This window comes from Photobacterium swingsii, from assembly GCF_024346715.1.
GTDB lineage: Bacteria > Pseudomonadota > Gammaproteobacteria > Enterobacterales > Vibrionaceae > Photobacterium > Photobacterium swingsii.
In genome coordinates, this window is the sequence record NZ_AP024852.1 from 1,685,329 (window position 1) to 1,707,669 (window position 22,341).

Here is a 22,341-nt window from a genome sequence, read left to right on the forward strand (position 1 = left end):
GCAAGGTGGTGTCAGTGCCTAAGGTAAAGGATAGAAATAAGTGAATAGTTTTGATTATACACGTCATATATTGTCATTAGATCCTGACGATTTGGAAATTCTTGTCAGTAAGTGGGCCAAATGCCAAACACATAAATATTGCTCAGTAATGAGACCCGCAGGGGCTGGAGATAGAGGTTGTGATGTTATTGGCTTTTACTCTGCAGCCAAGTTTGAGGGCGACTGGGATAATTATCAGTGCAAACAGTATAAAAACACTCTACCTACGGCATCCGGAATGCATGAATTAGGAAAGTTACTTTATTATGCTTTCCTCCGTGAGTTTACAGCTCCGAAGAATTATTATTTTGTGGCACCAAAAGGAGTGAATCGCAATCTAAGAACTTGGATTTTAAACCCATCTCAGCTAAAAGCTGAGTTACTGAAACAGTGGACTAAGTTCTGTGAAGGTACAATTATCGACGGACAAAAAGTACTACTCTCCGCAGAGCTGCGTACATTTATTTTAAACTATGATTTCTCGAATGTGTCCATCATTGACATTGATTACATGGTAAATGATCCCCATTTTCGAACTATTTTGGTTGATTTGTATGGTGGTGAACTACCAAGAGCACCCAGTGGTAAAGTTCCGCAGGAAATTGATGATAGTGAGCTGATTTATGTCAGTAAAGTTCTTGATGTATACAGCGAATATGATCAACAAATATATGCCAAGGCTGAAGATATAGTCGGTCACGATGAGTTTGAAGAAGACTTTATAGATCAAAGAGAGCGCTTTTATAGTGCTGAAGCATTTCGTGCATTCTACAGAGACAACACGGTCGAAGGTGTACTGGAAGATTTTGAGACGGAAATTTTTCAAGGTATTAAACCCACATTACGGCTCAAATATTCAGATTCATTTGAACGTATGTGTACTGTACTTGGAGAAGCGGGCAAGCTTCAACCATCAGGAAAGCTTGCTATTCATGGCAAGATTGGCGTTAAGCAGGGTTACTGCCACCACTTTGCAAATGAAAACCGACTCAATTGGAGAAAAAAATGATGGCAGGTACTCATGTTTTTAATAGTTCGTTGGAAGCTGGTGTAAGAGCTGTTAGTTTTCTTGATTCATATTACCCAAAAAGTCTCGATTTTGAGCTATTAATGAAGATAGATTACATTCTAGTTAACTCAGCTGATTTCGATGGCCCAGAAAGCTTACATCCGAAAACACCTAACCGAAAAGGTGAGTTGAGCTCACGTAGGGAGACAGTCCGTGCCGGTATTGAGTTAATGAAACGATTTGATCTTATTGAAATCGACTTAACTCATGACGGTGTATTTTACAGAGCGACTGAAAATGCAAATCCATATTTGGAATTGATGAGAGCAAACTATTCAATAGCTATTAGGAATACCTCAGAATGGCTGGTAAGTGAATTGAACGAAATAGGTTTTGAAAGGTTAAACATAACTTTAGGTAAAAGGGTATTTTAATGACAATTGGATTGAAAATTAAAAAATTACTATTCTTAAGTGATAACCATGATTCTTCAATTAGCTTTTCTAACCCTGTTCATATTGTACATGGTGCATCAAATACTGGTAAATCACTTCTTATTGAAGCAATTGATTACATGCTCGGTACCGAAAAATTAAAGCAGGTGCCTGAAAGTAAAAAATACAGTGAAGTGGCAATGCAGGTTCTCCTTAATGGTGAGTCTTTCACTGTGTTCCGTAAATGGCCTTCAAATAATTTTGAGGTTTATAATGGCTTAGTAGACTCAAAGGAAGGTGCAAGCTTTTATAATTATTTTAAAATTGGAACAGCAACAAAAACTGTTAATAATATCAGTGATTTTTACTTGAAAGGTTACAGAGATACCCAAATTTCATCAAATTTATATGGTGAGAAGGGAGCGTTGACGGTACGGTTGTTATCGAGAGTTATATTATCAAGTGAAGAGAAAATTATTCGCTCAGATTCCCCAATTATTGTTGGTGACACAAGTGAAAATAGTAAAAATAAAAATGTATTCAAGTTTTTACTTACTGGAAATGATGACTCTGAAGTTAGAACCGTTATTCGAGATAAAGAGTTCAAAAGTAAGAGAAAAGGTCAAGTAGAGGTACTAGCAGATGTAGTTAAGACCTTAAAATCTGACTTGGTATTTAAAGATGAAAGTTATGAAAGCTTAAATGAACGATCAGGAAAACTTGATGTATCAATTGATGGCTTGCTAGAATATATTGACTCATCTCAGAAAGCATTGTCAGGTGTGGTTTCAGAGAAAAAAGCTGTTTCTAATGAGTTGATGGATGTTAGTGAGCGTATTAATATTATTCAGGCAAACTTAGCTAATTTTGAAACGTTAAAAGATATATATCTTAGTGATATAGAAAGACTCAACTCTCAAGAAGAAGCGGCATTTCTGCTTGGGGTTGGCCATGGAGGTCAGTGTGATTTTTGTGGAAAAGCACCAGAGACAATCTGTAAGGATCTCATCGAAGTTAATGTATTAGCTGAAGCGTCCAAAGCTGAAATAAAAAAGATCAAATCAAAGCTTGCTGAATTAAGTGATACAAGCAGTGAGTTAGATCAACAGTTAGTTGTGCATTTAACACAAGCAGGTCATTTGAAATCAAGGTTGAAGGCTTTAGATAATGAAGCGGAGAGGCGAGCACCGGAAATAAAACTAGAAGATAATAGTTTGATGGCTTTGAGGAAGGAAAGAACATCCATTGAATTTGACCTGAACTTACATGATCGAATTAGTTCCTTCAATAAAAAGTTACAAGAGGCTGAACTTGCACCAGTACCTAAAAAACATACGGCTAAGGAGTTCTATCCTGAAAGTGAGGCAATAGATAGTTTCTGTCGTATTTATAGTAACATTTTGGGAAACATTAAATTCCCAGGTGAAAATAACGTCGAGTTTGATTACAAAACATTTGATGTAATAATTGATGGGAACCCACGTAATTTAAATGGTAAAGGTGTAAGGGCTATTCTTCATTCTGTCTTTAAAATCGCTTTATTAATGCATTGTAGACAGAAAGAGATATACCATCCTGGTATTGTAATTTTAGATTCGCCTCTAGTGACCTATCGAGATCCATTGGTGAGTAAACATGGTGAGCTAGAAGAAGATGAAGAAAAGCTTGCTGAAACAAAGATAAGTTATCATTTCTTAAATTATTTACATAAAATTAGTCGGTTCGGACAATTTATCATAGTCGAGAATATTGATGTTCCAGAGTCACTCAGAAGTGTTATTGGTGTTGATACCTTCTATGGAAAAAATGCCGGTCAAGGTCAACGTATAGGCTTACTTTGAATAAAAAGGGAAGCATTAGCCTCTCTTTTTAATTTATTAAAGCACCTTTCTCTTGCGCCCATGCCATAAACTCTTTGTATGGGCGCTTGCGTTTTTTTGTCAAAGTTCACCGTACTTTTCCTAGTCCAAAGCAAGTGAACTAGAGCAAAGTCTCTAGCTCGTTTATGTCCAGAACTTTTATGGATTGAGCTTTTACACTTGGCATTTTTTGCTTCGAAAGCCCCCTAAGTCTGTTTCGGCTCAGGCTTTAAGTTTCTAATACTGTGGCTTACATCCACCGAAATATACAAGTGCTAGCTCTATCGGACAAGAAGCGATAGGAGGTTTATGTCAAAGTGAACATTGTCATTCCCCTAATTTTAAACAAATACCCCATCACCAAGGTGGTATGGGGCATCATAATTATTCGGTTGTTCTTATGAACGAGGTTATGCTCTAGGTTTAAAATGCAAAGAGTCAATGTCGATATTGACTCTTTGCCAGTTAGTAGAGCATATACAGAATATTGCAAAATTTCATTCTTCATGCCTAAATGTATTTATGAATTACTCCCTCCAGAAAGAACGCAATCAATCCGATCTTTCATTAGCTGGTAATTTTCTTCCACGGACATATTACACTTTTCTGATGTGTCAATTTCTACAATGGGAATATCAAACCACTGAAAGATCTTTTTGTAGGCTGTTTCTACACAATTATTTTGCGTTACTGCATCACCGTACCACTGAGCAGTGCCATTTCTGGCCGCTATCCTGCTGTTTATAGTTTCAGCATCGGCCTTAACAAAAACTATTACATCTGGAAGAAGAATTTTTTTTGCAATGTTAAGTGCATCAAAGATCTTCTTGACCGTATCTTCTTCAAGCATAATTGTCTGGTATGCCAAGGTTGAAAAGATATATCTGTCTAGTATGACATCTCCAGACTCTAATTCCCCCGAAATCTCATGACTCTTCAAGAAGTTGTTTAGCAAAAAAAAGAGTAAAGCGCTCTCCTTTGACTGGTAGGAGTCAATGATATTTCTAAGTTCCAGTGCTTCTACCACTACCGCAGAATGAACAACGGCTTTTTTCTCTTTCGCGAAGAGTGAACTTAGCGTTGTTTTTCCGCAGGCATCTAGCCCTTCAAAAGCAATAAATTTATTCATTTGTTCCTCATTTCTTTTTATTTAAAAAGTGTCTTGGTTATTCTGAGTTGAATTAGACGACTAGGCTGATGTGTAACAATGTCATACCTTTAATTTTTAAAAATTGTCATCCACATGGTATAAATCGACGGGCTTTAAAAAAGGACTTATAGCATTTACTACGTATAGCTTCCTCTATAAGGACAATTACTAAGCTCTTCGATAATTGTATAGTTTGTGAAGTCAGCAGTTATCAGTTCAAAATGAAATGAAGTTCTTTTTATATCTTCTTTAGCCAGTGATTATAGTCAGCATGGCTCAAGCAAAGATAAGGGCCATGATGTCGCTGATTACTTTTCACTACCACTCGATAGTTCTTATTAATTGAATAGCTGATGTAGTTACGGTTGCGTGTTAACCGTTTTCCCTTTAGCTGGTTTAATGAAAATGTGTTGGATGCAATCTTACCGCATAGCTGTATGGCCTTTTGTGTAATGTAAGGGGGCAGTTGCCCCCCTAGGTGAACAAGTTTGCGATGAGATAACAATATAGTTTGCTTCTCCATCGATTACTCCGGTTATTTATTACCTTTTTGATTTGGGTTCATTTGCTTACCACGGTTACCTTGTGCCTGATCATATTGACGGTTAGTACCTGGAGTTCCTTTATTTGGGTTTTGTTGGTTACCTGAATTGTTTGCTGGAGTGATTTTTTTAGACATATCTGATTCCTCTATAAATGTTGATTTATGTGCTTCTTCATAAAGCAAAACCATTGTTAATTTGTGCAGTGCACAAAAAAGTTTTATTTGTATCGCGCAGAAAACTTCTTAGGATTAAAGCCACTTTCTTTTAAAGCTATACCTACAGGTGTAGTTAGCAGAGATCGGCTCTTGAGGTACCCGCTGTGAGTATTTTCGTTCTGAAAAAAGCAACCGCTTGGATCTATCATCAGATATGAACCTCTCATCGAGGCATTATCTTCAATCGACATAACTGAGTTGAGTGACTGATGACGAGTGACGAAATTGGTAAAATCACTATCTGATATTTCAGGTATTTCATCGTAGATCCCCAGTACTTGGAGTAGTTTCCATTTATCTGGCTTAACTTCTGAGATTAAGGAAGATAGGTCTTCATTGATATTGAACTGGTTAACAACAGTATTAATTTTTAGCTCCGTCTTAGGTGCATGCTTTCTTATTAGATGACTGATGTTGCTCAGTTGTCTCGGTGTGATCACCGAACCACTTCTTGTATTGCGTCCGATCTGTTGTTGGCATGCCTGGTTTGCCGAATCATAGCTAATACCAATCATGCTCATACGATGAGCCTGCTCCTTTATGAAGCTCTCTGTAAGCAGATGACCGTTGGTAATGATTGATATGTCAAAGCCTAAAGATATTGCACAATCAATCGCATCGATAAACTTGTTTTTAAGCAGTAACGGTTCGCCACCGGCAAAGTTAAGTCGAACGCTATCGTAGCCAAGCTCTGACTGGACAGGGTTGGGGTTTAAAAAGTAATTACTGAGGTTTGTCAGTAACTGATTTACAGTGCCTTCTTGTTTGTGAATTTCATTTGGTTTTTCCCATTTTGCATAACAATAGTGACAGTTATAGTTACAACGCTCTGTCATGTGAAAGTTGATTACTAGTTGTTTAGTAGACATAACACTAATCCTGTAATTGATAACAGGAGTAGTGTTACGTTGTGCACTGCACAAAAAAGTGTTTTTTTAGTCGGGAAGACGAGAAAGGAAGTGGGTAAAGCTAACGGCCTCTTTATATTGTTGTTGAATAAAACTTACAAGCATTTGCAGGGTAGTGTCTTTAGCCAGAAGGTCTGAGTCCAAAGTTTGTGCTATTTGATATGCAGCTTCTAGTTCATTATTTAGAAAATCAAGAAGTAGCTGCTCAGTCGCGGTGAGAGCAAGGCGGTTTTTCAGCAATAGTTCTCGTAATAGACTGGCATTAGTTAGCTTGAAGTTCAGTTGTGGCAGTTGTTCATCTTTGAACGGGGTGTCCAGTTTTCGTTCAGTTAAGCTGAATTTAGGATCTTTCAGTTGAGTAATAAAGCTGGAAGCTGCCGATGAAAGCTGATGCTTATTTTCGGTGGTATCAAGGTTATGTAATATCTCTTCGATTAATCGTGCATAACTGTTCCTTTTAGTTGGCTCATGCATAGCTGATCTAACGGTTTTTGGATCACCAAGAAAAGCATCTAACAGGAATGCATTAAACAGAGGTACTAGTGCCTTAGGTTGTAAATGAACTTTACCTCTTTTACCCATACTGGCGTCAGCAAAACCCTCATTTATTACTAAAGTTTTGGGAATAGTTTCGTTTCTTACAAATGTGTTAGCTTTGCTGCGTAAGCATGAAGCGTTGATACCAAAAAGCTCTTTGACGGCTTGGTTTGTGTTTAAATAACTTACTGGCATACAGCGTCCTGGATAAATCTGTCTTCACTATGGTTATAGGACATATCTAGTTTCGCGATTTTTTGTGCTGCTCTGTATGTTGAACCGTAATGACAACGTCGGGCCGATTCAAAGTGACTAATTGCTCCGAGGCAATAGCCTGCTCGAAAGCTTTCTTCTTTTGATGTGGTCAAAAAAGCGGCAAACATTTCATCACCTTTCTTATTGTATAGCTCAATGTATTCTTGACATGCAGATTGAAGAAAAGCAGGAGAGCCTGGATGATTGACTCTATCTGTTTTCGCAACTGAACAGAAAGATATGCTGATAAGAGTGAGGAAAAGTAATGGTTTCATTGTAAGCTGTCCTGAGATTTATCTGATTTAACTTTTTTAGGTGCTGGCAGGGCTAATTTACTTTCTTGGATAATAAAGATGCTAATTCCAATGCCCGCTAATATTAGAAGGAAGCAAGCTATTTTGAGTACAGGTTCATCTAAATAGGAGGTGATCATTAATATGTTGTGTCTGATGATGAAGTTTCCGACCAGAAACAAAAAACCCTGTGGTAAAAAGTAACTTTCAATACTTTTAAATATGCCTGCTTTCGATAATTTAACTGTACGGCAGTAATTGAGAGTTAATCGGGTGAAAGCAATTATAAAAATTAATTCTGAAAAATCTAATTCACTGAATGATATTGAATACTCAAATATCTGTTTGTATAGCAAATTGGCAAGGGAATAAATACCAAAAAGAGAAATGACTATTTCCCAGAAGTATTTGAAAAGGAGTTTTATTGCTTTACCTATTCGAGATAGCATTGATTGATGATGTTGTTCCATGTCTTTGTTTTGTTCTATTCGCTTAAGATATGAAACAGTATACTTATTTTGGCGTATTGTTGATACCTAACAGTCTAATATTTAGAGGAAAATTGAGTTTTTGGTGATTGTGAGCCTTTGAAATGAACGTGTTCCCATCAGTCGTTGCTAGTTGAGTTAGTGGATGAGTTGATAGTACTAACAAGTATGAACTCAATACCCGAGTACCTAGTCAGAGCCTAACCTAGTATGTAACTGGGGCACCACAAGTACGACATATCGCATTTAAATCTTCGGATGTCCGCGAATCTATAAAACGACTATCACTATCCATACAGAATCTGAGTCCAATTCTGTGAGAGCTAAAAAGCATTCAACTTCACCAAAACAAATGTATACCAAAAGGGTTGATTATATGCAATAGACTTCTCATGTGTGGATTTGTAGCCAAAAGTTTGAACCTAGCTGTAAATAGATGAGGCTATCTTGAAAAACAACATAATAGGTTGGTTATTATATGTTTGCTCATCACCGGACACAGGACGTTCATATGAGATTAAAGGCGTGCAAGTGCATCTTGATGCCCTCAGAAGTTTAGTCATTAGCACTAACCTGTAAGTCCTGAAGTTTCTCATAATTAGGTTAATGAGATAGGAATTTATTACTTTACAAGAGCCATTGCTGAAGAGGAGGGGTGACTTGTTAATGATATTTTTGGATACTAGAAAGCGGGTTCACAAAGGAAGTGTTATGAGCTTTGTTGACTAATTTTGATGGTCGAGTTGATGTCTAGATACTTGAAATTGATCAAATTTTATTGGTTAAGTGAATTTTTTAAGTTCATGTTTTAGTAAGGTTTTGATGTTAGTTATGCCAATATTAATGCGATATCTCTTTGATTCACTTTAAAATATTGAGTGAAAAAAAGCTTGATTTTGGATTATGTTAGTACTAACATAATCGTAAGTGCTAAAAATGCGCTTGTTATATGTTGATTTTGCGGCTAATCTTCTCTGTGTCTATAAACAGAGAGGATTTTTCATGCTTGAAAAAAATCACCTAAGAGATGGTTATCTAAACGAGAATCACTTCATTGATAACTACCTTATTCATCGAATTTATCGCTATGACAAAGTCAAAGCGATCACATCATTCCCAAGTATCAAACATCCTAAAGCCCAGCTTTGTGAAAGCACACTTGAAGCAGAGGTTTGCCTCGTCAAAGATTTCGATCCGCGAGTTGTAAAACGTTTGACGCAACCTTTCACTATCGATTTTGGTGATTTTCGTTATACACCTGATGCCATCACTCGTGAGAGTGATGGAAAAGAATACATAGAAGAAGTGAAACCAGCCTCTGAGCTGGAGAAACCTCAGGTGATCAAACGATTACGTGAAGTCGAGTGCCGTTTATTTCGCAAAGGTATTAACTTTCGTGTTGTTACAGATGAACTCACTTCAAACCGACTCTATATAGCAAACCTTTGGCAACTATATCGCCATCGTAGTTACCCTCACGATCTAACTTGGCTTTCAGAGGCGCGTGCCGTTTTTGGTTCTAATTGTCAGTTCGGTGAGCTTTTTCGTTGGATAGGCGAGCAACGTATAAATATCGCATCTCTCTACTATGCTATTGCCCATCGCGAGGTTTTGTGTGATTTGCAGACTCCATTCAATGACCATATGGAGTTGATTCTAAATGCGTGATAGCTACGGCAATTTTCAAAAAAACCAACGAATAGAAATTTTAGGCAAGAAAGGGTTTATTAAACATATTTGCCATGAAGACACACTCATAAAATTTGAAAAGACAAAAATTAGCAAGGTATTTGAAACGAGCTATATTCAGCAGATGTTCTGTAATGGCAGCCTTAAAATCTTAAACACTGAGACGCTGATCCCAACAAAGGAGATGCTGACAGAGCGTGAATATGCAGAACTAGAACGCAAGCGATCGTATGTTGATTACATGCTGGCTCATTGCTCAGGAAAGCCTACATCGCAAGACGCATATGACGATATGTTGACCGTGATCCCATCCCAAATCGGCGATTTAAGTCCACCGTCTAAATCGACAGTTTCCCGCTGGATTAAGGACTATAAAACAGCAGGGTCACACATAATGGCGTTTGCTCCTCGAAAAACGGGGCCGAATCGTAAAAGCCGTGTGCCATTAAGCCGCTTAGATGATATCTATGACGCCTTGCACCAAGATTATTTGAAACGAAATAACAAGTTCCTTAGTACTATTTATAAGGAGCTCGAGTCTGGATGGAAGCATAATAATATTAGCAACTTTCCGTGTCGTTCAACTTTCTACAAGGAGGTTTACGCTTACTTAGATGAGGGGGAGGTTATTGCTTCAACAAAAGGTCAATCAGCAGCGAACAAACACGATCGTTTAGCCATTGATCAATACCTTGTTACCTCCATTTTAGAGCGGGTAGAAATTGATTCTGCTTATATCAATATTGGTTTGTATGATGACGATGGTAATTATCTTGGCCCCGCTATTTTAACTGTTGCTATTGATGTATACAGCCGCGCGATCTTAGGTATATCCCTAGAAGTTGGTCGAAAAGGTGAAAGTACCGAGCATATCGTTGATTGCTTGCGAAGCGCTATATTGCCTAAAACCGATAATGAGGCCATTCCTGAGCAATTTCGCAAAGGGTGGCCTATGTGTGGGAAACCAGCACAAATTATCTCTGATGCAGGTGCAGGATATGTATCAAAAGCATTTACTTTATTACTGTCCTTTCTAGATGTGTCGCGCCAAACCACGCAAGTCAGGCGACCATGGAAGAAGCCGTTTATCGAACGCTTCTTTCGAACATTACGTACCCGCTTTTTACATACGACGCCTGGCTATATGTCTTCAGGGCGAAAGTCTGAAGAATTAGAGCCCGATCAGACACTAAAAAGAACGGCAACGTTAACGGTCAATGAGTTTAAAAATTGCTTGTATCACTTTATCGTAAATGATTACCACCATACACCACATAAAAGCCTCAATGGGGCGACACCATTTGACACATGGGAGAAAAAGGCAGCGTACAGCGGAATTAGTTTTCCTGAACAGGCTCAGGTTATTCGTATGCTATACCCGCGTTTGAAGGTAGCGACATTGGATCCTTTTAAAGGTGTTCAGTACGAAAATCTTCGGTTCAATTGTAAAGAGCTTCGAGAGCTTTATTCAAAAATTAAGAAACGTTCGGATAAGAATAACCCAAAGGTAGAACTACTAGCGACGCATGCAGATATGTCTCATGTTGCGGTTGTTGATCCTATTACTCAAGACTTGATTCACGTCAAATGTGTCCACCCAAGGGTAGTTGCTGGTATGACATTGGCTGAGACAAAAAGCTTTAACGGAACAATTCCCGCTGGTGTTACTGGGCCTGTGATTAATTATGCGGAAATGACAGCGGATAGTGTTGCGCGCAAAAAAGCCAAAGATGCTAAGGCGAAACGTGAACGACAAAAGGCGAAGGCTGCTAAGAATACGAATAAGCCAGCCAAACTTGATGAGCTGCACGATCTTATGGAACTGCAGTTAAATGATGAGTCATCGTATAAAGCTTATTTGGGTGCTGACGTTGATGATGACAATTTTACTGGTTTTAGTAAGGGGCTGTGGGATGATGAAGAGTAGTGTTTTAGCAAAATATCGTAATGATGTTCAGTTAGGTTTTAAAGCGACAAAAGTTGAGCATCCGCACTATAAATTAGCCAAAGAGTGTCTGGTTAAGGCCATTGGCTTTTCAGGCACTGATGACTTTGAGTCTGTGGCGATTAGCGGCCCCACCGGTGTTGGTAAGAGTACGCTATGTCGGGCTTTTCGTGACGAGGTTAACAGCCAGGTTCCGCCCAATTCTGATGAATTGCCCGTTGTCGTTATTACGGCCAAAAATGTCACGACACCTAAGTCATTTTTCAGCGCGCTGCTATATGAACTTGGTGATATTGAACCGACCAAGGGTACCTCGGAAGATATGAGAATACGGCTTCGTATCCTTATGCAAGGACGAGGCGTGTTGATGATTATTATTGATGAATTTCAAGACTTGTTTGAGGGATATACGGGCGAGAAAGCATTTAAAACGGCAATGTTTTATAAGGGGTTTATGAAAGAAACACTCATCCCGATAGTTATTGCTGGTACAGAGTCAGTCGAGCATGTGTTGCAAGTTGATGGGCAGTTTCACCGTCTTTATAACTTATATCGGATTCCAAGCTTTTCTATCGATACCCAGCAGGATACGGAATATTACAAGTATTTTGTTGATAAGCTGATGAAGCGCTCACCATTACCATCATCTGTCGTCTTTGAAGGCAAGATGTTGGAGCGGCTATTTCTCGCTACAGGCGGTAGTATGGCATTGCTTAAAAAGCTTATAACAGAAGCTATTCATGTGGCTCAAAAGCGTGATTGTACGGAGCTAAGCAAAGAGATCTTTGCCGATGCTTTTTCGAGTTATTTCAAGCTGAGGGAAACGCAGCTAGGGTTTAATCCTTTCTTGGCAACTAGTCAGCAGTTGAATAAGAAACTGATGAGGGGCGTGATCTGATGGAGTTTGGTGTACGTGATGAGCACTCTCTGGCAGTTCGCCGTCCGCCAATGCTTGGAGAAAGCCTCAAAAGCTTCCTGTTACGCCTGGCTAACGTTAATGCCTGCAAATACAAGACATTAGTTAAACACTTGGGGTTTGGGCCGAGCACGTGGTTTACGCCAGGTTCGGCGTCAGAGTCAATGATGTATACGGCGTTAAGCAAAGTGCTTAACGTCAGCGAACAAGCGCTGTTGGAAATCCTAAGAACACCATCCATGAAAGATCTATGGATACCCAGTGTGATAGGGACGAGTGAAATGAAGGTACGCACAGTTCGGGCTTGTCTTAGTTGCTTGTCTGAGGCTCCGTATCACCGTCAGGCATGGCAGCATGCGATGTATTGTGTTTGTACGAAGCATAATGAGCAGATGATTGATTGCTGTCCACATTGTGGAAATGGCCTTGAGCTGGGCTTTTGCTTGAATGGACGTTGCCATGACTGTGGCTCTCATATGTCAGATGGGCCTGTACAGGAAATGACAGTGCCTGTATGGCAGAAGGAAGTACTTCAGGGAGCTCAGTCCAGAGAGTTACTTCAATCGTTATTGGGGATGAGCATGGTTGCTGTTCGGCCGTTGGATTTATTCACCTCGGATATCCGAGTCAGGGATATGCGTGTCGTAGAAGTGATGGCGTTGATGCAAAAGGCCTGGAATTTGCTTCATAGTTATACTGCCAGGCAGGCATTAAAAGAGGCTCTGAATCGCCGTTGGCATGAGGTGAACCAGGTAATGGGTGAAGAACTACCTCTGACACTGTACCGTGAGGCTACAGCATTAGCCTTGGCTAATGATAATGCTAGTGATGGCGAATTGGATGCATCGGTATTTGAAAGTGACTCGCGCGAATTGGACATCATCAAAAGTACGAAGCGTTTTGCATTCTTGTGTGAAGGTGACTCTACAAGAGGCCTTGTAAAGGCCACCCAACTAATGAAGTTTCTTGGGATAAAACCGAAAGATTTTGAACAGTTAAGACAGGCTGGAGTCTTTATCCAGATCAATCCTAAGGCAGCCAAGAAAGATGCGCTTTATTGTTTAGAGGCAGTTGCACGCCAGTTTTCAAAACTGATTCGGGTTGATAATGTTGAAGAAGGATATGTGGCATATGATGAGTTTGTACCGGTAGCGTGTAAGTTCATCTCTGGGCTGCATGAAGGGAGCGTGTTAGTGGATATATTTAACTGTGATTTCCCTACACAGTTGCTGTCAAATCAAAAAGGTACAGTGATTGGACGATTGTATGTACACAAAGAATCTTTTTGTGAAAAGTACACAGAATGTGACATTTATGAATATCAAACGGTTCCAGTAACGTTTCTGCCAGGTTTCTTCGGGACTCAGATGCCCAATGTTAGGGCCGCGTTAAAAAGTGTTTTTGTTCAAAAGGTTATGGGTTTTGATGTCTTAAGGGCAAAAGAAGATATTCCAACATCTGCTTTAAAAGAAATTCATGATAACTACCTGATTTTAAATAAGTGGGCATACTCACATAGCAAGAGTAAGACTAAGTGTCTGTGTGCATTGAAGCGGGCTAAGGTCGAACCCCTAGTGAGGGTCAATGAAGAGCATTGCAATTCTTTTGAGATATATCCTAAGAGTGCAGAACATGTACTACTTGATAGATATGATGAGTTGGCCCAGAACTATGAGGGTAGGAAGCGAAGGCGAAAAAGTGAGTTTTAAAAGTTAAGAGCACCTGATTTATCAGGTGCTTTTTTTTGTCTGAAATCTTGAAACTTTGCGATTTCAAACAGGGTTTATTTTTATATTAATATCATCATAGAATCTGCTATATTAATTATTAATATGGCTTTCCAGACAGCGCCATCACTCTTCTTTACTTTCTAGGATATCTGGCAGAAATCCCACGAATTACTGGATTTCTTCTGATAATCTCGCAAATTGTCGGATTTTGTACAATTTAAAGTTGGACAAATCTTCCTAACTTATTGATTTTCAAATACCCCAAATCTCATTAAATATTGGACATGACACCAGCCTCATTTGAGATTCTGTATAGCTAAATGAGATTCTGATTTTTTTCTTATCCTCCTGTTTTTAATCGTTTTATTACTTAATGAGCATTTTGATGAAAATCAGCTTGTCTAATTTAGGTAGTGGAAAGCTGAAAAGTGAGAGTCTAGGAGCTTGAATTACACACGCCAGCAAAGAGAACTGTATAGAGTGAATATTGGCCGGTATTACGTGAGGGTTTGTTACTGCTGGTGGGTAGAACCTAATCAAATTAGATCCCGCGATGCAGAACATGAGTTAAGAGCGTGATTTTCCTTCCTGTTTAGCCTTGTTACTCTCAATAGATTTCAATGTCGTTAACCGTCGCAGAATAATTAATGTACGAAAATCATACAATCAGTATGTGCTGACTGATAAAATGCTTGTTATGTATAACTAATTGGACAGAAATCAAATTTTATATCTGATTAGTTAGTATCATACAATATTCATTTTTTCTAAGGATATGGGTGTTATGGACACTTTCGAGGATGCCGAGAAAGGAAACGTAGCGACTTTATACCTTATATAATGACTTGATATATGAGTAACTTTGTGTGTTTATCTACAGCTTACTTTTTGCAAATTTGGCTGGATATATGGACAAGGAATAATAAATTATGAAGTGAATTATTGGGTTCAGATTAATCATGAAAGAATCAGCTATATATTTTCCAGTAAATCAAAGAGAACAAGCTGCACAGTTAAGTGCTGATAATCTTCTTGCTAAAACAATATTTAGAGATCTAATTACTTTTCTAAATGAAAGTATAGAAAATCGTGCAATATTAAATGAGTTTGATAACGATGATATTGATAATCAGCGTTCTCATAATGCAATCTTAATTGATGGTGAAAGAGGGACTGGTAAAAGCTCAATTTTAGTTAACCTCCCACTCTATATAGGGGATGTAGATAAAGAGCTATACGGTAAACTATTAATATTAAAACCAGTCGATCCAACACTTTTAGAAAGCAGCGATGATCTTTTTTTAAACGTTATTGTTGCTGCAATTATTCGAGATCAGCAAGTTGCAGAAGCGATTGATTTAGCAGATGAAAAATCTGAAGCTTTTCACCATCAGCTGCAAATGCTGGGAAATGCACTTGAAAGTCTACAGTTACAAAATGAACATTATGGTTTGGACAAACTGCGGGCATTTCTTGGCAATCATGGTTTGATGCAACAAGTACATTTACTTTTCAAAAAAACATTAGAACTAGTAGGTAAAGAGTTGCTAGTGTTACCTATTGATGATGTCGATACTTCTTTAAGTCAAGCATTCGAAAATCTTGAAGTTGTACGTAAATATCTTACGTCTCCTTATGTGTTACCAATTATTAGTGGTGATCTTTCGCTTTATCATGAGGTAACGTGGCGGGATTTTCATGCTCGATTAAATAAAGATAGTAATGTTAATTCAGAGAGTTCTATATTTAGATCTAAAGATTTAGCATATGAGTATGAAAGAAAGGTCTTACCACTTCAATACCGTAAAACAATGCCATCTGTAAATAGTTATATGCAACAGAGAGACATTATTTTGCGAAGCAATAATAATGACCATTTATCTATGTATACATTTGTTTCATGGCTTGAAGCCTTGCTAAATGAAAGAATAAATGGATTTGAAAATAGTCACCTTGAATTACCAATTAAAACAGTTAGAGAGCTATCCCAACTAGTTTATACTTTCAAAGAACATATTCCAAGTCTTGGGGTTGAACTCAAAAAGATAGGTATTGAAGACCCTAGTGCATCAATGATAAGGCGTATAACCTTTATGCCGATGAATGTATCGAGTGCACTAAAACTATTTAGACGCGAATATAATGAAGCGCAATCACAAGAAAACAAAAGCAAGCGAGAATCAGGTAGGAATGTATCGTATACGAATTTTTTCAATAATGTTGAAAATAGTGAGTCATCAAATAATAAGGAAATACAAGATTTAGTTAATAGTTCGAAGTTAACATTAATTGAACATATGAAATATGACTATAAGGGGGGGAAGGTTTATCTTTCACTCACAGCTGATTCATATTTTGAAAATCAGAAAAAAATAAATACAGCAGAATGGAAAAGTGTTTTCGATACTTACTTATTTCAGCCACTAACTCATGAACATAAATCATTAAAAGCATTTCATCAAGAAAAGAGTATAGAGTCATGGGTGGAATTTTTTCACGGACGAGTTCCTCAGAGTTGGTTGAATAACTTACCTGAATGTACAATTATTTCATATCCAACACCAGAGGCGGGATATGCAACTACGCTTCGAGCAAATAATTTAAATAGTGAAGAACAATTTTTGATAGATTTTATTCTTCACAGAAATTTTTATTCGATAAACAAAAGAGCAGATTTGATTTGTTGTGGTCGAATATTTGAACTTGTCATAACTAGCCTTATAAAAGATATAAAAAATGTAGATGTTGCTCACATCTTACAACGAGCTCCATTTTACTCTTTTAGTAGTATTGCTGGTACTAAAGCATTAGTTATAGGTGACGATTCAGAGCAAGAAAATGGACTAGAACTAAATTTAACTAACGATGATAGCGATAATAGCGAATGTATAAATAAACTTGTCACGGATATAAATCTATGGAGAGAAAAACATAGATTAGAAGGTTCAAGCACATCAGCATGGTTGGTATACAATGTTATGAATAAGTTTTACAGCCAAGTTGGTATATTCAATCAGCCTTTAACTACTAATAAATCACCACGAAATGATGGTGTTAAGTATATTTTTAACGTGGCGAGAAAAGCATATAGAAGTTTATGGGCTGCATTTGGTAGTTTTGAGAAAGGTAGTGTGTTTGGTTTACCGATGTTAATTGCAAGTGTTAACATCCGTGATGGGGATGACTTCGAAAGGAATGAACTATACTTACAAAATATCTTACCATTTCTTCGAAAGAGTGATTCTGACGATAATATCTGTTTTGGTGATTTAGTAATGTCGTATACTTTTGCATTATCTGATCATCCACTAAAAAAATTAATCGAAAATGCTTATTTAAATGCACCTGAGCAAGAACAGTCAAATCCAGTAAATAAGTCGAAAAAAGCAAAAGAAAGGAAAGTTAGTAATAATAGAAAAATAACTGAAATAATTAAGAAGAATTTAAACCTAAGAACTATTAACGATATTAATTCAATTTCTGAAATTGAAAGTTCAGTATTAGATAAAATTAATTATGAACTGTTTGAAGCGAATGTAGATATAGCTATATCAAGAAATAACAAATATTATTACTATTTGTTGGAATTGAAAAAGTCATTGGATAAGAAGTAGCAATTAAATGCTTAAACAAACCTTATTTGAGTTAACTATTGCGACTGTACTATCAAGTGAGCACGTGTCGCAATTATTACATGAGTTTTTGACGGAGTCGGTTGATAATGAAGTGGTTTTTACTATGAACGAACTTCATAGTAAATGCATTGAAGCTCTAAAAAGGGAGGTAGATCAACTATATCCCAGAAAATTTAGATTGAATGATATTCAAGTTGTTTTAGAGCAGATATGGCCTTTAGGTATCTTTAAAAACGGCAGTCTTCCTGTTTTAGATTTGTTATATGACATGTTGATGCAGATAGATAATGACTCCATTACTTATAAAGATGATTATGTGGATAGTTATGTTAAGTTTTCAGCAAAACTTGACCCCACAATTATTGTGGGGTGGAATATTGCAAAAAAAATTAACAATGGAACATTATTGACGACAACTGATTTGTTGAGAATAGTTAATTCTCAACAACCATTGTATAGTTCTTCTCCTAATCAAGATGACAGGTATTCTGAGGGGCATGTTCATCTAAATGGGGTATATTTTGATGGGGTGGTTATATTAAATCAATTGGTTGAGGAAAGGGGATTAGAACAATTTAATAGTCTTACAAAATTAAGTCATGGACTATTACGTGAAATACCAATTATTGCAAATCCTAGTTTTTCTAAAAAGGAAATTGATACAAAGTTACTGAATCTTTGGAAGACAACTATTGGAGTTAATTCTAAAACAACACCTATTTTTAAATATAATTTTAAATATATATCTGAACAAAATGTCGATTCAAGCACGATCAATTCTATTTGGTTAAGGAAGCAAATAGCATGTGCTGTTGTTGATAATGATCTTACTAAAGCATGGTTATGGTTTATTGTCTGGTTATGGAGAGAATACCAAAATTCAGAAACTAATACACAAATACGAATGGCAATTTTTCTTCTTATGATTACGCTTATGAATAAAAGATCTGAAATCATAATGGATGGCCAAGGTTTAACGCGTTTTGTTGAAACGAATAATCATCCATTAAGAAAATCTGTTGATTTTAAATTCAAGTCTATAAGTAGTGCAAAAAAAATCCTCCAAGGAAGGAGTGATGTGGCAGAAATAAAAGTAACTCACCATGAGTTTTCAGCTAAGAATGTTATCAGTTGGATTAATTCAATAAATAAAACACAAAATATTCATCAAGAAAACTTTCTTAAGAGGCCTTCATTAGAATATGCATTAAGCCAAAGAAAACAATTGGAACGTTGGCATTTTTGTATTAATTTTATCAGAAATAATCCTAATACACGTCAGCGCCAAAATATATGGAAGGAAGGTAAAGAGCTTAAAAGAAAGATGGAAAGCAAAGCAGGTTGGAAAGTAATCGAGGATATATCTATGTCTTCTGAAGAAAGTATCAATTTTAATCCGTCTAACTGGATTAGAGGCCTAGATGTTGCCGGTGATGAGAATACTGTAAAAACAGAGATCTATGCACCAGTCATTCGCTGGTTACGGAATGTTCCAATTAATGGCTCACAACTAAGGTCAATAATCCATGATTTTCATCTCAGTATTCATGCAGGTGAAGATTATGCTCATCCAGCTTCAGGTATGCGTAATATTGATGAAACTGTAACATTTTGCGAAATGACTAGTGGAGATAGGCTAGGACATGCTCTAGCTCTTGGGATTGAGCCTAAACATTGGATTGAGCGACAGGGTGATATTTTTTTACCTGTGGAAGAGCATCTGGATAATATTGTTTGGTTATGGCATTTTGCTTCAAATTTGCGTGATCGATTATCTTTGGCTGAGCAAGTACTTCCAGATCTTGAACGTAGAATAGCTATCTTCTCTAAGTATGTGCCATGGACTAGTTCAGCATATATGAGACAATTTTATAAGAGTAATTTTAATGCTGAAATTTTTAGTGAAGATGACATTGTAAATATTGCTGAGATTGAGCCTCAAACATTTTACGAAGCTTGGCTTCTGCGTCGTAATTGTTTCTTTCAGCTAGATAGTTACACTTCACAAATTACTGACGATTCTATAGTATCGTCTGCATTACCTGATATTGAAGAATTAGTTCAATTCGACTGGAGAAATAAAAGGAACGGTATGGATGAAGACATGTGTGCAAAACGCCTTTATTGCCAAAGAGCAGAGTTAATGCGTTCTAAAACAAAAAATAGTAAGGGCTTAATTGTACATGTTAGGAGTATTCAGAGAGGTTCAATATTTGAGTCTGATATTAATCACATAAATGCCATTGGTATGCTGGAGGATTTTGAATCAAGCGACGACATTGAATTTTTATATGCATTACAGGATTATTTACTTAATGAATATAAAAATAAGGGTTTAATAATTGAAGTTAACCCAAGCTCTAATGTTTATATTTCAAAGTTAACATCATATACTGAACATCCTATATTTAGATGGAATCCCCCAGATCCTAATAAGCTTGTTGATGGAAATTGTCATAACAAATTTGGATTGCGAGATGGTTTGATTGATGTCACTATAAACACAGATGATCCTGGTATTATGCCAACTACACTTAGGACTGAATACAAGTTGCTGTATAAAGCTGCTATTGATAATGGATTTACAGTTGAGGATGCTGGAAATTGGATTAACCGTATATGTCAATTTTCCAATCAACAATTTGATAGAGTACATAAGTCTGTCTTTTATCATTAGTATTGTAACTATATATTAGTAAGCGCGCAGTTAAGCCTTATTCGACCTCGCTAAAGTCAATATGGTCAGCACCAGCTACTCTCGTGGCAGCATTTGGAACAGGTGTAAGAAGTAATAGTAACAATTGATGTCGTTCGCTCTGCATGTCATCACGATGCTATATAAGTTCGTGCTCGCCTCTGCGCCAGCAACTGATTTGAGAACAGTCAGTTTTTCCGGCCGGTAGTGAACGGCCTGATATCTCGCTCTGTCACATTGTTGTCGATGCTAATATTGCCATCTTCGAGGTAAGTGGTCAGCTTATCCCACTGGTTAAGCGTGTAGTTGATGGCTTTCCCTATTAGACTTTTTGGCAGCAGTTTTTCTTGGCTATCTTCCAACCAAGAGTGGAACTCAGCCAGGATAGGTTTGGCTTTTTCTTGTCTGTGTTGATAACGCTTATCTGCACTCAGTGCTTTGCTTTAGCTTTCGATACCGTAGAGTTTACCAATGTATCCTAAGGCTTTTTCAGCTTGCCCTGATTTCGCTTTCGGTTGTGCTTTTTGGGCATCGGTGAACTTGGGTCTGGCGTGGGCCATGCAGCCCGCTAAGGTAGTCCTTCGTATGCTTACAATAAAATAGCCTGAGTAATCGCCAGAAAGCCTTTTGGACAAGTTTGCGCACGACTCGGTTGGTAATCATAGATAACAACTGGATTGGGTGCGAACTCACCAGTACGATAAACCACATATACGATTTGCTTGTCGCTGCTCGATCGGCTCATCAAGTACCTGCACGGTGGTTTCGTCGGCGCAGACCAGTGATTCACTCAATAGATGCTGCTTCATCGCATTGACCAACACATTAACTTTGGCACCAAGCTGCACGCACCAGTTAGCCAGTGTGCCTCGGCTGATATCGAAATATGCACATTTAAGCATATCGATATATTTGGCAGCCGCTACTGCGGCGAGGGCTTCAGGGCTAGCGATACTTCTCGGTATCATGCTGGCGGGCTTAGGCGCAGTGATTATCTGATTTTGCAGCGCTGTTTTCTCACAGGTTCGACAGGCATATATTGTCTGCTGAGGGCGGATAACACTGACTTTCTTGGAATGATTTTCAGCTCTTTTGACGTATCGCTGCTACAGTCATGCATCGCACCACCGCAACAGTGATAGTGCGGTGCATTTGGTATGAACACGCGTTTCTCGCTCTAGCGTATCTGGCAGGGGCTTTCTACCCTTTTTGTGGTGCTTGGGATCGGGGTTATTTTGTTGCTCCGCCTCATTGAAGGTGCCTTTAGAGTGCTCCTCACTTTTAGATGCAAAGCGTTTGGATTTGCTAAGGTTGAGTTGTTCCGTGAGCAGTGCTTTTTAGCTCAATAATCTCTTCAGCCTGCGCTTGTTTTTATTGCTGAAGCTGTAGCAACATGGCTTTCAGCTGTTCTACATCATCAGGAAGTTCAGTCATTTTTGTCATACTTATTTTAGTTGATGACGATAGAATGCCAGCTTTAAAAGATCACTCAACAGCAACGAGGCGATCAGTGACGATCACCTCACTTGTTTGCCAATTAGCGGTTGGTGTACCTTTGGGTTTTCAATGATTAAGCCTGATAACAGCCAATTGAGTTGCTGTTGGGAAAGTTGAATATGGCCAGCGTAATTTGGTTTTGGTCATTTAAATCGGCTCTTTTCCAAGCGGTGATAATAGCGCCAGAACCCGTTGGTATCCCAGAATAAGATTTTGAGTTTGTCTCGTCCACGACTACAGAAGGTAAACCAGGCTTCACTGAGCGGATCCATTTCTAGTATATCAGCGACAATGATTTAGAGGCCATCGATAGACTTGCGCATATCTGTAACGCCTGAGACGAGATAAATAGCGCAACTAGGGAGCATTGTAGTACCTGTAATCAGTTTTTAATTTGTGCTTGAATCAGGTTCGTCGGTAGTTCTGCCTTCATACCATTAGTGAGATTTAAAGCGACAGTCTCTATAACTATGTCATCATTAATCACAATTATGTGCACGTG

18 protein-coding genes and 1 pseudogene are annotated in these 22,341 nt (G+C 37.9%); 9 read left to right on the forward strand and 10 right to left on the reverse strand.

Annotated features, from left to right (window positions below):
- The first annotated feature begins 40 nt into the window (after window positions 1–40).
- From OCU77_RS07920 to OCU77_RS07930, 3 genes are read left to right on the forward strand one after another with little or no spacing between them, the layout of a single operon-like run.
- A complete protein-coding gene (locus tag OCU77_RS07920) occupies window positions 41–1,048 on the forward strand; it encodes an ABC-three component system protein (protein WP_048901042.1) in 1,008 nt (335 codons plus the stop codon).
- Complete coding sequence (locus OCU77_RS07925) at window positions 1,045–1,482, forward strand: ABC-three component system middle component 2 (RefSeq protein ID WP_048901043.1); 438 nt, start codon at window positions 1,045–1,047, stop codon at window positions 1,480–1,482. The genes OCU77_RS07920 and OCU77_RS07925 overlap by 4 nt, the downstream gene beginning before the upstream one ends.
- The gene (locus tag OCU77_RS07930; RefSeq protein ID WP_048901044.1) at window positions 1,482–3,323 is read left to right on the forward strand and encodes a hypothetical protein; all 1,842 of its coding nucleotides are present in this window, start codon (window positions 1,482–1,484) and stop codon (window positions 3,321–3,323) included. The genes OCU77_RS07925 and OCU77_RS07930 overlap by 1 nt, the downstream gene beginning before the upstream one ends.
- 538 nt (window positions 3,324–3,861) lie before the next feature.
- Here the strand turns inward: OCU77_RS07930 and OCU77_RS07935 are convergent.
- The 7 genes from OCU77_RS07935 to OCU77_RS07960 all read right to left on the reverse strand — a co-directional run bounded on the left by OCU77_RS07935 (window position 3,862) and on the right by OCU77_RS07960 (window position 7,714).
- A complete protein-coding gene (locus tag OCU77_RS07935) occupies window positions 3,862–4,470 on the reverse strand; it encodes a deoxynucleoside kinase (protein ID WP_048901045.1) in 609 nt (202 codons plus the stop codon).
- A gap of 259 nt (window positions 4,471–4,729) precedes the next feature.
- On the reverse strand, window positions 4,730–5,014 hold the full coding sequence (locus tag OCU77_RS25280; RefSeq protein ID WP_420892226.1) for a ParE family toxin-like protein: 285 nt from the start codon (window positions 5,012–5,014) through the stop codon (window positions 4,730–4,732).
- A gap of 12 nt (window positions 5,015–5,026) precedes the next feature.
- Entirely contained in the window at window positions 5,027–5,170 is a 144-nt protein-coding gene (locus OCU77_RS07940) for a hypothetical protein (RefSeq protein ID WP_162845638.1), read from the reverse strand.
- An 83-nt stretch (window positions 5,171–5,253) separates the two neighbouring features.
- A complete protein-coding gene (locus tag OCU77_RS07945) occupies window positions 5,254–6,120 on the reverse strand; it encodes a viperin family antiviral radical SAM protein (RefSeq protein ID WP_048901046.1) in 867 nt (288 codons plus the stop codon).
- 66 nt (window positions 6,121–6,186) lie between these two features.
- Window positions 6,187–6,891, reverse strand: coding sequence for a hypothetical protein (locus OCU77_RS07950; RefSeq protein ID WP_048901047.1), 705 nt, complete (start codon window positions 6,889–6,891; stop codon window positions 6,187–6,189).
- Complete coding sequence (locus OCU77_RS07955; protein WP_048901048.1) at window positions 6,882–7,226, reverse strand: hypothetical protein; 345 nt, start codon at window positions 7,224–7,226, stop codon at window positions 6,882–6,884. Before OCU77_RS07955 ends, OCU77_RS07950 begins: the two co-directional genes overlap by 10 nt.
- Entirely contained in the window at window positions 7,223–7,714 is a 492-nt protein-coding gene (locus OCU77_RS07960) for a hypothetical protein (RefSeq protein ID WP_146156708.1), read from the reverse strand. The genes OCU77_RS07955 and OCU77_RS07960 overlap by 4 nt, the downstream gene beginning before the upstream one ends.
- A gap of 1,020 nt (window positions 7,715–8,734) precedes the next feature.
- On the opposite strand from OCU77_RS07960, the gene OCU77_RS07965 reads away from it, so the two are divergent.
- The 6 genes from OCU77_RS07965 (at window position 8,735) to rdrB (ending at window position 20,324) form a co-directional block, all read left to right on the forward strand.
- Entirely contained in the window at window positions 8,735–9,400 is a 666-nt protein-coding gene (locus OCU77_RS07965; protein ID WP_261855998.1) for a TnsA endonuclease N-terminal domain-containing protein, read from the forward strand.
- A complete protein-coding gene (locus OCU77_RS07970) occupies window positions 9,393–11,348 on the forward strand; it encodes a DDE-type integrase/transposase/recombinase (protein ID WP_062692747.1) in 1,956 nt (651 codons plus the stop codon). Before OCU77_RS07965 ends, OCU77_RS07970 begins: the two co-directional genes overlap by 8 nt.
- Window positions 11,335–12,264 carry an ATP-binding protein gene (locus OCU77_RS07975; RefSeq protein WP_062692748.1) on the forward strand — a complete coding sequence of 310 codons (930 nt, stop codon included), beginning with the start codon at window positions 11,335–11,337 and terminating at the stop codon, window positions 12,262–12,264. Before OCU77_RS07970 ends, OCU77_RS07975 begins: the two co-directional genes overlap by 14 nt.
- Window positions 12,264–13,991, forward strand: a complete 1,728-nt coding sequence (locus OCU77_RS07980; RefSeq protein ID WP_062692750.1) for a TniQ family protein — start codon at window positions 12,264–12,266, stop codon at window positions 13,989–13,991. Before OCU77_RS07975 ends, OCU77_RS07980 begins: the two co-directional genes overlap by 1 nt.
- 980 nt (window positions 13,992–14,971) lie before the next feature.
- A complete protein-coding gene (gene rdrA / locus OCU77_RS07985; RefSeq protein WP_107303162.1) occupies window positions 14,972–17,626 on the forward strand; it encodes an antiviral RADAR system adenosine triphosphatase RdrA in 2,655 nt (884 codons plus the stop codon).
- Window positions 17,627–17,633: 7 nt separating this feature from the next.
- Window positions 17,634–20,324: an antiviral RADAR system adenosine deaminase RdrB gene (rdrB, locus tag OCU77_RS07990; RefSeq protein ID WP_107303163.1), complete on the forward strand. Its 2,691-nt coding sequence runs from the start codon at window positions 17,634–17,636 to the stop codon at window positions 20,322–20,324.
- Between the two features lie 206 nt (window positions 20,325–20,530).
- Here rdrB and tnpC read toward each other — a convergent pair.
- The 3 genes and pseudogenes from tnpC to tnpB form a co-directional block, all read right to left on the reverse strand.
- A pseudogene (tnpC, locus tag OCU77_RS07995) lies at window positions 20,531–21,310 on the reverse strand (IS66 family transposase).
- A gap of 144 nt (window positions 21,311–21,454) precedes the next feature.
- A complete protein-coding gene (locus OCU77_RS08000) occupies window positions 21,455–21,673 on the reverse strand; it encodes a transposase (protein WP_239686096.1) in 219 nt (72 codons plus the stop codon).
- Between the two features lie 309 nt (window positions 21,674–21,982).
- On the reverse strand, window positions 21,983–22,111 hold the full coding sequence (gene tnpB / locus OCU77_RS25240; RefSeq protein ID WP_084711916.1) for an IS66 family insertion sequence element accessory protein TnpB: 129 nt from the start codon (window positions 22,109–22,111) through the stop codon (window positions 21,983–21,985).
- Window positions 22,112–22,341: the final 230 nt, after the last annotated feature.

What these genes read in the sequence shown, in the direction of transcription:
- OCU77_RS07960 (WP_146156708.1), bottom strand. Translation starts at nt 7,714, where the DNA reads ATGGAACAACATCATCAATCAATGCTATCTCGAATAGGTAAAGCAATA.
- rdrB (WP_107303163.1), top strand. Translation starts at nt 17,634, where the DNA reads ATGCTTAAACAAACCTTATTTGAGTTAACTATTGCGACTGTACTATCA.
- OCU77_RS07930 (WP_048901044.1), top strand. Translation starts at nt 1,482, where the DNA reads ATGACAATTGGATTGAAAATTAAAAAATTACTATTCTTAAGTGATAAC.
- OCU77_RS07970 (WP_062692747.1), top strand. Translation starts at nt 9,393, where the DNA reads ATGCGTGATAGCTACGGCAATTTTCAAAAAAACCAACGAATAGAAATT.
- OCU77_RS25280 (WP_420892226.1), bottom strand. Translation starts at nt 5,014, where the DNA reads ATGGAGAAGCAAACTATATTGTTATCTCATCGCAAACTTGTTCACCTA.
- OCU77_RS07975 (WP_062692748.1), top strand. Translation starts at nt 11,335, where the DNA reads ATGATGAAGAGTAGTGTTTTAGCAAAATATCGTAATGATGTTCAGTTA.
- tnpB (WP_084711916.1), bottom strand. Translation starts at nt 22,111, where the DNA reads ATGGATCCGCTCAGTGAAGCCTGGTTTACCTTCTGTAGTCGTGGACGA.
- OCU77_RS07940 (WP_162845638.1), bottom strand. Translation starts at nt 5,170, where the DNA reads ATGTCTAAAAAAATCACTCCAGCAAACAATTCAGGTAACCAACAAAAC.
- OCU77_RS07965 (WP_261855998.1), top strand. Translation starts at nt 8,735, where the DNA reads ATGCTTGAAAAAAATCACCTAAGAGATGGTTATCTAAACGAGAATCAC.
- OCU77_RS07925 (WP_048901043.1), top strand. Translation starts at nt 1,045, where the DNA reads ATGATGGCAGGTACTCATGTTTTTAATAGTTCGTTGGAAGCTGGTGTA.
- OCU77_RS07950 (WP_048901047.1), bottom strand. Translation starts at nt 6,891, where the DNA reads ATGCCAGTAAGTTATTTAAACACAAACCAAGCCGTCAAAGAGCTTTTT.
- OCU77_RS07935 (WP_048901045.1), bottom strand. Translation starts at nt 4,470, where the DNA reads ATGAATAAATTTATTGCTTTTGAAGGGCTAGATGCCTGCGGAAAAACA.
- OCU77_RS07945 (WP_048901046.1), bottom strand. Translation starts at nt 6,120, where the DNA reads ATGTCTACTAAACAACTAGTAATCAACTTTCACATGACAGAGCGTTGT.
- OCU77_RS07955 (WP_048901048.1), bottom strand. Translation starts at nt 7,226, where the DNA reads ATGAAACCATTACTTTTCCTCACTCTTATCAGCATATCTTTCTGTTCA.
- rdrA (WP_107303162.1), top strand. Translation starts at nt 14,972, where the DNA reads ATGAAAGAATCAGCTATATATTTTCCAGTAAATCAAAGAGAACAAGCT.
- OCU77_RS07980 (WP_062692750.1), top strand. Translation starts at nt 12,264, where the DNA reads ATGGAGTTTGGTGTACGTGATGAGCACTCTCTGGCAGTTCGCCGTCCG.